At 59.9% G+C, this 15,539-nt stretch carries 9 protein-coding genes, 1 tRNA gene and 3 rRNA genes; all 13 read right to left on the bottom strand.

Going from position 1 to position 15,539, the window contains the following annotated elements:
• Positions 1–35 precede the first annotated feature (35 nt).
• Positions 36–1,067 (bottom strand): HAD-IIA family hydrolase, encoded by a 1,032-nt coding sequence (locus tag DC31_RS01350; RefSeq protein WP_036276044.1) that lies wholly within the window; start codon positions 1,065–1,067, stop codon positions 36–38.
• Positions 1,030–2,052 carry a hypothetical protein gene (locus tag DC31_RS18915; RefSeq protein WP_235201255.1) on the bottom strand — a complete coding sequence of 341 codons (1,023 nt, stop codon included), beginning with the start codon at positions 2,050–2,052 and terminating at the stop codon, positions 1,030–1,032. Before DC31_RS18915 ends, DC31_RS01350 begins: the two co-directional genes overlap by 38 nt.
• Positions 2,053–2,125: 73 nt before the next feature.
• Positions 2,126–2,242: ribosomal RNA gene (rrf, locus tag DC31_RS01340) — 5S ribosomal RNA — on the bottom strand.
• A 136-nt stretch (positions 2,243–2,378) separates the two neighbouring features.
• A 23S ribosomal RNA gene (locus DC31_RS01335) occupies positions 2,379–5,488 on the bottom strand.
• A 436-nt stretch (positions 5,489–5,924) separates the two neighbouring features.
• Positions 5,925–7,448: ribosomal RNA gene (locus tag DC31_RS01330) — 16S ribosomal RNA — on the bottom strand.
• Together the 16S, 23S and 5S rRNA genes form the textbook arrangement of a ribosomal RNA operon.
• Positions 7,449–8,084: 636 nt before the next feature.
• Positions 8,085–8,774 carry a 50S ribosomal protein L1 gene (rplA, locus tag DC31_RS01325; RefSeq protein WP_152545304.1) on the bottom strand — a complete coding sequence of 230 codons (690 nt, stop codon included), beginning with the start codon at positions 8,772–8,774 and terminating at the stop codon, positions 8,085–8,087.
• Between the two features lie 8 nt (positions 8,775–8,782).
• Entirely contained in the window at positions 8,783–9,214 is a 432-nt protein-coding gene (rplK, locus tag DC31_RS01320; RefSeq protein WP_036276040.1) for a 50S ribosomal protein L11, read from the bottom strand.
• Positions 9,215–9,309: 95 nt separating this feature from the next.
• On the bottom strand, positions 9,310–10,350 hold the full coding sequence (nusG, locus tag DC31_RS01315) for a transcription termination/antitermination protein NusG (protein WP_036276037.1): 1,041 nt from the start codon (positions 10,348–10,350) through the stop codon (positions 9,310–9,312).
• Between the two features lie 45 nt (positions 10,351–10,395).
• The gene (gene secE, locus DC31_RS01310) at positions 10,396–10,659 is read right to left on the bottom strand and encodes a preprotein translocase subunit SecE (RefSeq protein ID WP_036276034.1); all 264 of its coding nucleotides are present in this window, start codon (positions 10,657–10,659) and stop codon (positions 10,396–10,398) included.
• A gap of 40 nt (positions 10,660–10,699) precedes the next feature.
• Positions 10,700–10,772, bottom strand: a tRNA-Trp gene (locus DC31_RS01305).
• A gap of 127 nt (positions 10,773–10,899) precedes the next feature.
• Positions 10,900–12,624 carry a ubiquinone-dependent pyruvate dehydrogenase gene (poxB, locus tag DC31_RS01300; RefSeq protein ID WP_036276033.1) on the bottom strand — a complete coding sequence of 575 codons (1,725 nt, stop codon included), beginning with the start codon at positions 12,622–12,624 and terminating at the stop codon, positions 10,900–10,902.
• Between the two features lie 60 nt (positions 12,625–12,684).
• On the bottom strand, positions 12,685–14,049 hold the full coding sequence (locus DC31_RS01295) for an NAD-dependent succinate-semialdehyde dehydrogenase (RefSeq protein ID WP_036276031.1): 1,365 nt from the start codon (positions 14,047–14,049) through the stop codon (positions 12,685–12,687).
• Positions 14,050–14,059: 10 nt separating this feature from the next.
• Positions 14,060–15,535 (bottom strand): NAD-dependent succinate-semialdehyde dehydrogenase, encoded by a 1,476-nt coding sequence (locus DC31_RS01290; RefSeq protein ID WP_036276029.1) that lies wholly within the window; start codon positions 15,533–15,535, stop codon positions 14,060–14,062.
• Positions 15,536–15,539 lie beyond the last annotated feature (4 nt).

Below are 15,539 nucleotides of genomic sequence, written 5' to 3'. Positions count from 1 at the left end.
CTACGACGCAGGGCAGACAGCGCGGCGAGGCACACTCACGGCCGGTGGAACGGATCCTCGTAGAGCTTCTCCGGCACGCGCAATACAAAGACCGGCGTCCCAGAGTCCCAGATCGCCGTCGCACCCGCGCGCACCAGATCGATATGGCGGCTACCTTCGGCGAGGATCTCTACGTCTCCCCCGACAACACGGACGGATGCACCGTTGACCGTGACGACACCATCCTTGCGCTGCGTCTGCGGATAGGGCTCGTGCAGCTCTCGAAGATCGCTGAGAATGAATGTCGGGCGTGACCCCTCGGGAGCAGCAAGCACGTGCTTCGGACGATCAATGCCGGTAAAAACCAGCACGGAATCGATGCCGACGCGCGCAGCGCCCATGATGTCGGTGTCAAGACGGTCCCCGATGAACAGCGTTTTACTCGCACCAAATCGTGCGATCGCCTCTTCAAAGATCGGCGTCTCCGGCTTGCCCGCAACAGTCGCGAGGCGCCCGACCGCGGTATGCACAGCAGACACGAGCGTTCCGTTGCCGGGTGCGACACCGCGCTCGCGCGGAATGGTCCAGTCGCTGTTGGTGGCAATCCAGGGGATGCCACCCTCGTCTTCGGGGAGCTGGAGAGCGAATGCGGCTTCGGCCAGATCGGTCCAGGCGACTTCGGGGGCAAACCCCTGCACAACAGCATCCGGAGCGTCTTCGGCACTGCGAGTGACCGTGTAGCCAGCCTTCTCTGCCTCGACAACGAGCCCCTCACCGCCAACAATGAGCAGCTTCGCAGGCGGCGGCACCATAGAGGTCAGCAGACGCATCGCCGCCTGTGGGCTGGTGACGACCTCGTGGGGAGCAACGGTCAGACCGAGCGAGGTGAGGTGCTCAGCGACTGACACGTCAGTGCGCGACGCATTGTTCGTGATGTATCCGACACGTCGCCTCTCGGCGACGAGGTTGAGGCTATCCACGGCATAGGGCAGCGCTCCGGGGCCAGCGTAGACAACGCCGTCGAGGTCAGCGAGAACGACGTCAACGCCATCAAGGGGCGTCGGGCGTGGCTTCGAAAACAGTCCCACTCAGGCTCCTCACCCTCGATGAGTCCGTCTTCGATGACGATCTCGTCGTCATCGTTGTTAAGACCCAGGGCGTCGGATGCCACTTCTGCACGGGCCGTCCAGAAAGCAGCCTCTTCGTCACGGCCAAGATCTTCGAGCACGGCTGCCCGCGCGAGAAGAGCGCGGGGCTCCATTCGAAGGCGCGATCGGGGTCAAGCTCAGGAATCTCGAGCTCGCCGAGCGCAAGCTCTGTCTCGCCAAGATCAAGGCGAGCCCCAGACATGGCGATCGCCAGGGCAACACGCACGGGAGTGGGCAGTGCTGAGCGGTCTGCAGCCCGTCCTGTCTCGAGCGCGCGGTCAGGGCGGCCGATTCCGCGTTCGCTGTCAACCATCAGTGCGATCTGATCGTCCTTGCCAGAGATGCGGCGGTACGTGCGCATTTCACGCAGAGCGAGAGCGAAGTCTCCGGTCGCATAAGCGGTGATGCCGAGCGTCTCGCGCACAATCGCGATACGGCCGGCCCGGCGCGAGGCGGCAAGTGCGTGCTGATGCGCGAGCGCAGGATCTTCATCGATGAGCTTCGCCGCCATCGCGAGGTGGCGGGCTACTTCATCGGCGTTCTCTTTGCTGAGTGTCTTCAGCTCGTTGCGCGCGGAGGTGTGCAGATCCTGAGGAGTGATCTCCTCAGGAATCTCAGGGTCATTGTGCCGGGGACGGTCGTCCGACATCCGGTCCGGTCGGTCGCGACCGGTGCCGGCGCGCTGCGGGAATCCACGATTCGCGCCGGTGTCGCGGCGCGGGGCCGCACCATCACGGCGCGGAGCGCCTCCATCACGACGAGGAGCGCCACCGTCACGGCGCGGCGCAGCTCCATCACGGCGCGGCGCGCCAGAACGATCAGAGGAAGCGGGGCGATCAGTGCGCGGCGGCCGGCCCTGACGATCGTCACGGCGGGCACTGGAGTTATCTTCGCGTCGCGGGCGACGCTCATCCTCGTTTGGCATGTTCCTGATTCTCTCAACTTCCCGTAAAACGCAAAATGGCCACCCAGCTTTGGGTGGCCATTTCAACGAAGAAGTCCGGCGGTGTCCTACTCTCCCACAGGGTCCCCCCTGCAGTACCATCGGCGCTATGAGGCTTAGCTTCCGGGTTCGGAATGTAACCGGGCGTTTCCCTCACGCTATGGCCGCCGAAACACTATTGATGTTTCAATCAAACCTAAAGGAACACACAAACACGCACAAAACACGTGCAAGTGTGTCGTTTTAGGGTTCTCGACCGTACATCGAGAACCACTCAGTGGACGCGTAGCACCAACAAACATTGGTGTGTTATCAAGTCATCGGCTTATTAGTACCAGTCAGCTACACACGTTACCGTGCTTCCACATCTGGCCTATCAACCCAGTAGTCTGGCTGGGAGCCTCTCACCCACAAGGGGTATGGAAATCTCATCTTGAGGCCGGCTTCCCGCTTAGATGCTTTCAGCGGTTATCCATCCCGAACGTAGCTAATCAGCGGTGCTCCTGGCGGAACAACTGACACACCAGAGGTTCGTCCAACCCGGTCCTCTCGTACTAGGGTCAGATCCTCTCAAATTTCCTGCGCGCGCAGCGGATAGGGACCGAACTGTCTCACGACGTTCTAAACCCAGCTCGCGTACCGCTTTAATGGGCGAACAGCCCAACCCTTGGGACCTACTCCAGCCCCAGGATGCGACGAGCCGACATCGAGGTGCCAAACCATGCCGTCGATATGGACTCTTGGGCAAGATCAGCCTGTTATCCCCGAGGTACCTTTTATCCGTTGAGCGACAGCGCTTCCACAAGCCACTGCCGGATCACTAGTCCCGACTTTCGTCCCTGCTCGACCTGTCAGTCTCACAGTCAAGCTCCCTTGTGCACTTACACTCGACACCTGATTACCAACCAGGTTGAGGGAACCTTTGGGCGCCTCCGTTACTTTTTGGGAGGCAACCGCCCCAGTTAAACTACCCACCATGCACTGTCCCTGAACCGGATTACGGTTCGAAGTTAGATATCCAATATGACCAGAGTGGTATTTCAACAATGACTCCACCATAACTGGCGTCACGGTTTCACAGTCTCCCACCTATCCTACACAAGCCACACCGAACACCAATACAAAGCTATAGTAAAGGTCACGGGGTCTTTCCGTCCTGCTGCGCGTAACGAGCATCTTTACTCGTAATGCAATTTCGCCGAGTTCGCGGTTGAGACAGTTGGGAAGTCGTTACGCCATTCGTGCAGGTCGGAACTTACCCGACAAGGAATTTCGCTACCTTAGGATGGTTATAGTTACCACCGCCGTTTACTGGGGCTTAAATTCTCAGCTTCGCCTTACGGCTAACCGGTCCTCTTAACCTTCCAGCACCGGGCAGGCGTCAGTCCGTATACATCGTCTTGCGACTTGGCACGGACCTGTGTTTTTAGTAAACAGTCGCTACCCACTAGTCTCTGCGGCCTCCAAACGCTTTTGGGAGTAAATCCCTATACGCCGAAGGCCCCCCTTCTCCCGAAGTTACGGGGGCATTTTGCCGAGTTCCTTAACCACGATTCTCTCGATCTCCTTGGTATTCTCTACCTGACCACCTGAGTCGGTTTGGGGTACGGGCGGCTAGAACCTCGCGTCGATGCTTTTCTTGGCAGCATAGGATCATCCACTTTTTATCCGCATCGTGTCTCAGCCTATGTGAACGGCGGATTTGCCTACCGTTCGGCCTACGCACTTGCACCAGGACTACCATCGCCTGGCATGGACTACCTTCCTGCGTCACACCTGTTAATACGCTAACCGCACCAGCATGGGGTCGTACGCTAGGCCTCACCCCATCACCCCGAAGGGATCCGGTCATGAGGATTCAGATACTTAGCACCACTGGATTAGCTTGGGCGGTTCTTCGCCGGTACGGGAATATCAACCCGTTGTCCATCGACTACGCCTGTCGGCCTCGCCTTAGGTCCCGACTTACCCAGGGAAGATTAGCTTGACCCTGGAACCCTTGGTCTTTCGGAGGACGTGTTTCTCACACGTCTTTCGCTACTCATGCCTGCATTCTCACTCGTGTAGCCTCCACGGCTGGTTCACACCGCCGCTTCGCTGGCCACACGACGCTCTCCTACCCATCAATACGGCTGGACCACGAAGGCCTACCAATAATATCAATGCCACAACTTCGGTGGCGTGCTTGAGCCCCGTTACATTGTCGGCGCGGAATCACTTGACCAGTGAGCTATTACGCACTCTTTCAAGGGTGGCTGCTTCTAAGCCAACCTCCTGGTTGTCAAAGCAACTCCACATCCTTCCCACTTAGCACGCGCTTAGGGACCTTAGATGGTGGTCTGGGTTGTTTCCCTCTCGACTATGAAGCTTATCCCCCACAGTCTCACTGCTGCGCTCTCACTTACCGGCATTCGGAGTTTGGCTGACGTCAGTAACCTTGTAGGGCCCATCGGCCATCCAGTAGCTCTACCTCCGGCAAGAAACACGCAACGCTGCACCTAAATGCATTTCGGAGAGAACCAGCTATCACGAAGTTTGATTGGCCTTTCACCCCTATCCACAGCTCATCCCCTCAGTTTTCAACCTAAGTGGGTTCGGTCCTCCACGTGCTCTTACACACGCTTCAACCTGGCCATGGATAGATCACTTCGCTTCGGGTCTAGGACATGCGACTGAATCGCCCTATTCAGACTCGCTTTCGCTACGGCTACCCCACACGGGTTAACCTCGCCACATATCGCTAACTCGCAGGCTCATTCTTCAAAAGGCACGCTGTCACCCCTACTAAGGAGGCTCCAACGGTTTGTAAGCAAACGGTTTCAGGTACTATTTCACTCCCCTCCCGGGGTACTTTTCACCTTTCCCTCACGGTACTTGTCCGCTATCGGTCATCTGGAAGTATTTAGGCTTATCAGGTGGTCCTGACAGATTCACACGGGATTTCTCGGGCCCCGTGCTACTTGGGATACTCTTCGCGCCAGAACACGCATTTCGACTACGGGGTTGGCACCCTCTATGACCGGCCTTTCAAGACCGTTCGTCTATACGCTTCTGTAACACCGCCATCTCGGCAGAGATGACTGAAAAGTCCCACAACCCCGAATATGCAACTCCTGCCGGATATCACACACACTCGGTTTAGCCTGATCCGGTTTCGCTCGCCACTACTAACGGAATCGCGGTTGCTTTCTCTTCCTGTGGGTACTGAGATGTTTCACTTCCCCACGTTCCCTCTACCCGCCCTATATATTCAGGCGGGAGTCACTAGGTCGGCACGCCGCCCAGCGGGGTTTCCCCATTCGGACACCCTCGGATCAAAACTTGCTTATCAGTTCCCCGAGGCTTATCGCAGATTGCTACGTCCTTCTTCGGCTCCAGATGCCAAGGCATTCACCGTTTGCTCTTAAAAGACTTGATACATGAGTTTGAATCAAAACTCGACACACACCCCGAAAGGTGTGTATCTGAAATTGACTAATGATCTTTAAGATCATCTTGTGCAACCGATCCGAAGATCAGCTGCAAGATGCTCGCGTCCACTGTGTAGTTCTCAAAGTACGGGCGGTACCTTAAACCATCCCCAACCAACGGTCAGAAACAGCAAAAGGTCCAGAAAACCAGTCACAACCCCCGCCCCCAAAAGGACAACGATCGGTTCCGGTCCCTCAGGACCCAACAGCGTGCATATGCCGGCACCCAACTCCCACCCCCGTTCCGATCACCCAAAGGCGATGTACTAAGAGAGGAAACCTTCCTCCAGCATCTTGTCTAATGTTCCACCCATGAGCTCCCAGCGAGAAACGTATGTTCTCGATCTGGGGTCTGGACAGCCGAAGCTGCCAGTTGCTCCTTAGAAAGGAGGTGATCCAGCCGCACCTTCCGGTACGGCTACCTTGTTACGACTTAGTCCTAATTACCAATCCCACCTTCGACAGCTCCCTCCCCGAGGGGTTAGGCCACCGGCTTCAGGTGTTACCGACTTTCATGACTTGACGGGCGGTGTGTACAAGACCCGGGAACGTATTCACCGCAGCGTTGCTGATCTGCGATTACTAGCGACTCCGACTTCATGAGGTCGAGTTGCAGACCTCAATCCGAACTGGGACCGGCTTTTTGGGATTCGCTCCACCTCACGGTATTGCAGCCCATTGTACCGGCCATTGTAGCATGCGTGAAGCCCAAGACATAAGGGGCATGATGATTTGACGTCATCCCCACCTTCCTCCGAGTTGACCCCGGCAGTATCCCATGAGTTCCCACCATTACGTGCTGGCAACATAGAACGAGGGTTGCGCTCGTTGCGGGACTTAACCCAACATCTCACGACACGAGCTGACGACAACCATGCACCACCTGTTTACGAGTGTCCAAAGAGTTGACCATTTCTGGCCCGTTCTCGTATATGTCAAGCCTTGGTAAGGTTCTTCGCGTTGCATCGAATTAATCCGCATGCTCCGCCGCTTGTGCGGGTCCCCGTCAATTCCTTTGAGTTTTAGCCTTGCGGCCGTACTCCCCAGGCGGGGAACTTAATGCGTTAGCTGCGTCACGGAATCCGTGGAATGGACCCCACAACTAGTTCCCAACGTTTACGGGGTGGACTACCAGGGTATCTAAGCCTGTTTGCTCCCCACCCTTTCGCTCCTCAGCGTCAGTTACGGCCCAGAGATCTGCCTTCGCCATTGGTGTTCCTCCTGATATCTGCGCATTCCACCGCTACACCAGGAATTCCAATCTCCCCTACCGCACTCTAGTCTGCCCGTACCCACTGCAGGCTGGGGGTTGAGCCCCCAGATTTCACAGCAGACGCGACAAACCGCCTACGAGCTCTTTACGCCCAATAATTCCGGATAACGCTTGCACCCTACGTATTACCGCGGCTGCTGGCACGTAGTTAGCCGGTGCTTTTTCTGCAGGTACCGTCACTTTCGCTTCTTCCCTGCTAAAAGAGGTTTACAACCCGAAGGCCGTCATCCCTCACGCGGCGTTGCTGCATCAGGCTTGCGCCCATTGTGCAATATTCCCCACTGCTGCCTCCCGTAGGAGTCTGGGCCGTGTCTCAGTCCCAGTGTGGCCGGTCACCCTCTCAGGCCGGCTACCCGTCGACGCCTTGGTGAGCCATTACCTCACCAACAAGCTGATAGGCCGCGAGCCATCCCCAACCAATAATCTTTCCAACAACTGACCATGCGGTCGCTGTTCGTATCCAGTATTAGACGCCGTTTCCAGCGCTTATCCCAGAGTCAGGGGCAGGTTGCTCACGTGTTACTCACCCGTTCGCCACTGATCCCCAAGAGCAAGCTCCTAGTTCACCGTTCGACTTGCATGTGTTAAGCACGCCGCCAGCGTTCATCCTGAGCCAGGATCAAACTCTCCGTAAAAGAAAAAAACTGAACACACCGGAAAAAGGTGTGAGCAGCGAGTTTGAACTGACCAAAGAAATGAATCAAACTGACTTCATTTAAAATGCCAACCCCCGGAAGGGCTGGTCTTTGATCCAAAGGAATTCTCAACCACCAACCCAAAAGGTCAATGGACGAGGATAATTTGGCATTTGACAAGTGCACGCTGTTGAGTTCTCAAGGATCGGACGCTCCCACGACCCAACCATCACAGTCAGGCCCGAAGGGCAACTTCTCAATCTTACCTGCCTCATCTGCTTTGTCAAATCGACGCACTGAGCTGATCTAAGATCTGCAGTGCAGCCGTTGAAAGCAGCAGAAGAGGTAGATCTCCCATCTTAGCCGCAAGCGACTAAGTATCTCAAGTGAGATGACTCTCAAGTGGGAAGCAACTCTCAAATGAGAGTTTCGGGAGTGGTTCTCCGCTTGAGGGGGGTGAGGCCTTCCGGCCTTTCCGCTTCCCTGTGGGGCGAACAAGTAATAACTTACGCGGGATTCAGGGGGCGGGCAAATCGGGGCTGAATCCCTGGCGTGTCGCACTCGATCTGACCTCTCGCAGAGACGCCGAAAGGGTCTCTGCCGCAGTGGCAGAGACCCTTTCGGCGTAGGAAAGCGTCAGATTGCGTTGACGTCCAGCGGGATGCCGGGGCCGAACGTGGTCGACACTGCACCCTTCTGGATGTAGCGACCCTTGGCGCTCGACGGCTTGAGGCGAACGATCTCCTCGAGCGCTGTGCCGATGTTCTCGTTGAGCTGCTCAGCGGTGAACGAGGCCTTGCCGACGATGAAGTGCACGTTCGCGTGCTTGTCGACACGGAACTCGATCTTTCCGCCCTTGATCTCCTCAACGGCCTTGGCCGGGTTCGGAGTCACGGTACCGGTCTTCGGGTTCGGCATGAGGCCACGAGGGCCAAGAACCTTACCCAGTCGTCCGACCTGGCCCATGAGCTCAGGTGTGGAGACTGCAGAGTCGAAGTCGGTCCAGCCAGCGGCGACCTTCTCGATGAGCTCGGCGCCGCCGACCTCATCTGCTCCGGCTGCGATCGCTGCTTCGGCCGCGGGGCCGGTTGCGAACACGATGACGCGGGCGGTCTTGCCCGTGCCGTGCGGGAGCATGACGGTGCCGCGCACCATCTGGTCTGCCTTACGCGGATCAACAGCGAGCTTGAGCGCGACCTCAACGGTCGAGTCAAACTTCGCCGAGCCGGTCTCCTTCGCGAGCGCAACAGCCTCGGTCGGAGTGTAGAAACGGTCTGCCTCGATCTTGTCGACAGCAGCCTTGTAAGCCTTGGACTTAGTCATGATTATTCTCCTCAGCCCTCGACCGTGATGCCCATGGAACGGGCAGTGCCGGCGATGATCTTCGACGCGGCGTCGATGTCGTTCGCGTTCAAGTCAGCCTGCTTGGTCTCGGCGATCTGACGGACCTGGTCCTTCGTGATCTTGCCGACCTTGACAGTGTGCGGCGTGGCCGAAGCCTTCTGCACACCGGCGGCCTTCTTGATGAGCTCTGCAGCCGGTGGCGTCTTGAGGACGAACGTGAAGCTGCGGTCCTCGTAGACGGTGATTTCCACGGGGATGACGTTGCCGCGCTGCGACTCGGTCGCGGCGTTGTAGGCCTTGCAGAACTCCATGATGTTCACGCCGTGCTGACCGAGCGCGGGGCCGATCGGCGGGGCCGGGTTAGCGGCACCAGCGTTGATCTGGAGTTTGATCAGGCCGGTCACCTTCTTCTTGGGTGCCATTTCCTTTTCCTTTCATCGAACGGATGCCGATTGCATCCGCTCTCCCGCGAATCCGGCGATTCCGGACTGCGGTGCTTATGAGACGCCGTAGGGCGTCAATTCATCTTGGTGACCTGGTCGAACGAGAGCTCGACAGGAGTCTCACGCTCGAACAGTGAGACGAGCACAGTGAGCTTTCCGCTCTCCGGCTTGATCTCGCTGATTGATCCGGGCAGACCCGCGAACGAGCCTTCCTTGATCGTGATGGTCTCGCCAACCTCGAAGTCGACCTCGGCCGGAATCGAGCGGGCAACGGCCATGCCGCCCTTCGACTGGACGTTCTTCGCGGTCGGGATGTCCTTCACCTCGACGAGCGCCTTCAACATGTTGAAGGCCTCCTCGAAGCGCAACGGGGTCGGGTTGTGGGCGTTGCCCACGAAGCCCGTGACGCCAGGAGTGTGGCGGACAACAGACCAGGTGTCTTCGTTGAGTTCCATGCGCACGAGCACGTAACCGGGGATACGGACGCGCGTGACCATCTTGCGCTGACCGTTCTTGATCTCGACGACGTCCTCCATCGGGACCTCGATCTGGTAGATGTCGTCCTCAACCTCAAGCGTCGACTTGCGCTGCTCGATGTTGGCCTTCACCTTGCGCTCGAAGCCGGCGTAGGAGTGCAGGACGTACCACTTACCGGGAAGCATGCGCAGATCCGCGCGGAAGGCCTCGTACGGGTCTTCTTCGGCATCTTCGTCAACAGCGTCTTCGGCGTCTCCTGCCGGAGCATCCTCATCGCCACCAAGGTCGGGGCCGTCGTACGGCGCCACTTCTTCGGCGGCAGCCGCGTCGCGGTCTGCGGATTCTTCTGCTGCGGAGTCGGTGAGAACCTCAGCGGCAGCTTCGGTCTCTGCCGTTTCGTCAAGGTTGAGAGCGTCGTTCACGATCGCGTCGGCCTCCGGGTCGTCGATTTCGATGTCTTCCGTGCCTTCGTTGTTCTCGTCGTCGGCGTCGCCCTCAATGTGCACGGCGACGTGCTCAGCAGGCGCGACCGACTGCTCTTCGGCGGCAAGCGTGTTGCCCTCTTGAGCTTCGTCGTCCTCGCTGGACTGCTCCGCTGCGGTCGCCCAGTCGGCGTCGTCGGAATATCGTTCAGACACGTTATTTCTTTCCAATCATTGCGGTCGGAACCGCGAGGATGACGCTTACTGCGGCACCCCGAAGACCTGAGCTGTCAGCCACGAGAAGGCGGTATCCAGACCGTAGACCAGCGCCATCACGATCGCCACAAAAACCAACACAACCCCCGTGAACTTGAACAGTTCTTTACGCGTGGGCGTGACAACCTTGCGAAGTTCGCCGATGACCTGACGGAAGAACAGCGCGAGCCGGCCGAAGAAGCCAAGCTTCTTTACACTGGCGGCGCCGCCTGACGCGACGATATCGCCGCGCGGTTCGTCCTGATCCATCCTGAATGTACCTTTCGTGTGTCAGCGTTGCGCTGACGCGCAGGGCGGACAGGAATCGAACCTGCAACCTGCGGTTTTGGAGACCGCTGCTCTGCCAATTGAGCTACCGCCCTAGAGACTCTAGAGCCTCTCGATCTGCACGCTTCCCTACCCGAGGCATGGGAAAAGAATGCAGACAACTGCTCCTCTAGTGTAGGGCATGCTGCGCGGGGCGGCGAACCGAACCCGCCCCTCCCCCACTCAGAACAGCTGACGCCAATTCGCTTTGGCAAGATCAAGCAGCTCATCCCCACGACCAGACATGACCGTGCGCATCGCATAGAGGGCAAAGCCCTTCACCTGCTCTGCGGTGATCGCTGGCGGCATCGAGAGTTCCTGTCGCTCGGTCACCACATCGAGCAACGCTGGCCCATCGTGGGCGAGAACTTCGCGGACAGCATCCGGCAAATCCTCACTGCGCTCCACCCGCCGCGCAAAGATTCCGAGCGCCTCGGCGACGGCCGCGAAGTTCGGGTTCTCGAGGTCTGTGGCATAGGTAACCAAGCCCGCGGCCTTCATCTCCAACTCAACGAAGTTGAGAGAAGAGTTGTTGATCACAAAGGTTTTCACCGGCAGGCGGTTCTGAGTGAGGGTGATGAGCTCACCCAGCATCATCGCCAGTCCCCCATCGCCCGCCAGAGCCACAACCTGACGGTCCGGCTGCGCGGTCTGCGCGCCAATCCCGTGCATGAGCGCGTTCGCCATTGAGCCATGGTTGAACGAGCCGATCAGACGCCGTCGGCCATTCATGGTGAAATAGCGCGCCGCCCACACCGTCGGTGACCCCACATCGGCTGTGAAGATCACGTCATCCGTCGCCGCCTCGTCGATCAGGCGCGCAAGGTACTGCGGGTGAATCGGTTTCTTGCCCTTCGTCGGAACTGCGAGCTCATCAAGCTTGGCTCGAGTCTTGCGGTAGTGCGCGACTGCATCGTCGAGGTGCGAGCGGTCGCTCCTGACGGCGAGGCGCGGCAACAGTGCTTCTGCGGTCGCCTTCACGTCGCCGACGAGGCCGAGATCGAGCGGATGCCGTTTGCCAAGCTGGGATCCGCGGATGTCGACCTGAATGGTGACGGCGCCGTCGGGATAGAACTGCGTGTACGGGAAATCTGTACCCAGCATGAGCACTGCGTCAGCCGAATCCATCGCACGGTAGCCCGACGCGAAGCCGAGCAACCCGGTCATCCCGACGTCGAAGGGATTATCGTGCTCGATGAACTCCTTGCCGCGGAGGGCGTGGACGATGGGGGCTCCGAGGCGATCGGCGAGGGCGACCACCTCATCGTGCGCATCTGCGACCCCCGCGCCAGCGAGGATCGTAACCTTCTTCGCCGCGTTCAGCAGTTGTGCGGCTTTCTCGAGCTCCGCGCCGCTGGGGACGATCACGGGATGGGTGCGCTCGATCACAGTGGCGCGGTCGACCGGCACATCTGCGAGGGCGACGTCGCCGGGGATCACAATGACGGCGACCCCGCGCTCTTCAATCGCCGCACGCATCGCGATCTCAAGGACGCGTGGCATCTGCACCGGATCGGCGACGTACTCGACATAGACACTGCACTCTCGAAACAGCTCCTGCGGATGAGTCTCCTGGAAGTATCCGGAACCGATTTCCTGCGTCGGGATGTGCGCGGCGATCGCGAGCACCGGCACACGTGAGCGGTTCGCGTCGAACAGCCCGTTGATGAGGTGCAGGTTGCCGGGGCCACACGATCCTGCGACGACTGCGAGCTCTCCGGTGATCGCGGCATCCGCCGCCGCTGCAAATGCCGCCGACTCTTCGTGGCGCACGTGCAGCCACCGAATTGTGCCGTCTCGGCGGAGAGCATCGGTGAAGCCGTTGAGCGAATCCCCCGGAAGGCCGTAGACCCGATCAATCTTGTTGGCGCGAAGTGTGCTGACGATGTTCTCGGCGACAGTGACCATGGCTTCAGGCTACTCGGGCGCACCCCGCAGAGCGAGGTGTCAACGGTAGCGACGGGAAGTTCAGCCGATGCGGATGAGCTTCTTGTTCACGAACTCCTCTGCCGCGAGCAGACCCAACTCGCGAGAGGTTCCGCTGCGCTTCACCCCGCCGAACGGCAGCTCTGGGCTGTCTGCCAGCACCAGGTTCACATAGACCATGCCTGCCTCGATCCGGTCGGCGACCCGCTCCGCCTGGTCGGCATCCGTGGTGAACACATAGGAACCCAAACCGTAGGGTGTGTCGTTCGCCAGCGCGATTGCGGCCTCCTCATCGGCGACCCGGTACAGCACCGCCGCAGGGCCGAACAGTTCTTCGCGGTACACGTCCATCTCGGCCGTCACATCCGCAAGCACGGTGGGTGCGAAGAACGCGCCTTCTCGAGTGCCGCCGGTGAGCAGCGTTGCGCCCTGCTTCACAGCGCCGTCGATCTGCTCCTGCAGATGTTCGGCCGCAGCCACGGATGCCACCGGCCCGAGGACCGTGTCCGACAGCGTCGGATCGGTTGCCGTGACCGCCGCCATCGCCGCGGTGAACTTCGCGGCAAACTCGTCGTAGAGCGCATCAACGATGATGAAGCGCTTCGCACCGTTGCAGGCTTGGCCGTTGTTGTCGAGTCGCGCGTCGACGCCCGCTTGCACCGTGGCATCCAGATCATCGCTGGACAGCACGATGAACGGGTCTGACCCGCCGAGCTCGAGGGCGACCTTTTTCAGGTTGCGTCCGGCGATCTCCGCGACGGCAGCACCCGCGCGCTCTGATCCGGTGAGCGAGATCCCCTGCACGCGTCGGTCGGCGATGATGCCGGCGATCTGATCATTCGTCGCGAGGACGCTGACGTACGCACCCTCAGGGAAACCAGCATCCCGATAGATCGCCTCAATCGCGCTCGAAGACTCGGGGCACTGGGGAGCAGGCTTCAGCAGGATGGTATTGCCGACGATAAGGTTCGGGGCAGCAAAACGCACAATCTGGTACGCGGGGAAGTTCCACGGCATGATGCCGAGCAGCGGACCGAGAGAGTCGCGACGGATGACCCCCGAACCCTCACCGAGGATCGCGATCGGCTGGTCAGCCATGATCGTCTCGGCCTGGTCGGCGTAGTATTCGGCGATATCGGCGGCGAAGTCCACTTCGCCGAGCGCCGCCTCCCGAGGCTTGCCCATCTCCCTGACGAAGATGTCGGCGAGCTCTTCGCGACGTTCGCGGTGAAGTTCTGCAGCACGCCGCAGCAGAGCGGATCGCTCGGCCACCGTCGAGGATCGCGACCAATTACGGTGCGCGGTATCGGCCGCGGCAACGGCATCCTCGATCTGTTGGTCGTTGAAGGTGTCGTACGCGGTGAGGGTCTCCCCCGTGGCCGGGTTGACGACGGCGTAGTCAGTCATGATCGTCCTCTCAGGCGTTCGGAATCAGGGTGTACTTCGTGGACAGGTACTCATGGATGCCCTCAAGCCCGCCCTCTCGTCCGACGCCGGACTGCTTGACGCCGCCGAACGGAGCGGCGGCATTGGAGACGACTCCCACGTTGAGCCCCATCATCCCGGTCTCGAGCGCATCGATCATGCGGTGACCGCGCGCGAGGTCTTCCGTGAAGACGTAGGAGACCAGCCCGTACTCGGTGTCATTCGCCAGACGCACGGCCTCCTCCTCGGTGTCGAAAGTCGCGATCGCGAGCACAGGGCCGAAGATCTCCTCGCGGAGGATGTCACTGCCCTTGGCCACATCGGTGATCACGGTCGGCTCGAAGAAGGTGCCGACGCCGTCGATAGCGTTGCCGCCTGCGAGTACAGTCGCGCCCCGCTCGACCGCATCGCCGACGAGCTCACGAGCTTTGGCCACGGCATCCGCATCGATGAGCGGACCGATCGTGACACCGTCTTCTGTGCCGCGACCGACCTTCATGTCCCTGACTCGCGCAGCGACGCGATCAGCGAAGTCCTCAGCCACCGCGGCGTGCACGATGAAGCGGTTCGCGGCTGTGCAGGCCTGGCCGATGTTGCGGAACTTCGCCGCCATCGCACCTTCGACCGCTTTGTCCAGGTCTGCGTCCTCGAACACCACGAACGGTGCATTTCCACCGAGCTCCATCGAGACACGCAACACGCCCTCGGCGGCCTGCGCGATGAGCTTGCGACCGACCTCGGTCGAGCCGGTGAACGAAAGCTTGCGCAGCCGTGGGTCGGCGATGATCGGGGCAGACAGCTTCGATGACGATGAGGTCTGCACCACGTTCACGACGCCCGCCGGGAGCCCCGCTTTCTCGAGCAGCGACACAAAGAACATTGTGGTGAGCGGTGTGAGGGCCGGTGGCTTGATGACAACAGTGCATCCGGCGGCCAGCGCTGGCGCGATCTTGCGCGTCGCCATCGCAAACGGGAAGTTCCACGGCGTGATGAAGAAGGACGGCCCTACCGGACGCTGCGAGACGATCATCTGCCCGGTGCCTTCAGGGTTGCTACCGTAGCGGCCCGAGATCCGCACCGCTTCCTCGCTGAACCACCGCAGAAACTCACCGCCGTAGACGACCTCTCCGCGTGCTTCGGCGAGGGGCTTGCCCATCTCGAGCGTCATCAGAAGCGCGAGATCTTCCTTGTGCTCCTGCACCAGGTCGAACGCACGCCGAAGGATGTCGCTGCGCTCACGTGGAGCGGTCGCCGCCCAGCTCACCTGCGCCTCGACTGCCGCATCGAGCGCCCGGATGCCGTCTTCCGGTGTCGCGTCGGCGATCGAGGCGAGCACAGCATTCGTTGCCGGGTCGTGCACATCGAAAGTGCGTCCCCCGGTGGCGTCCGCCCATTTCCCTCCGATGAAGAGACCGGTGGGGACGTTGCCTAGGAGGGCGGTCTCGTTCGCTGCGAGTGCGGTGGTCATCAAT

The sequence above is a fragment of the Microbacterium sp. CH12i genome, from assembly GCF_000685355.1.
Taxonomy (GTDB): Bacteria; Actinomycetota; Actinomycetes; order Actinomycetales; family Microbacteriaceae; genus Microbacterium.
Note: the sequence above shows the minus strand (reverse complement) of the source record. Positions and strands in the feature narration are given on the sequence as shown.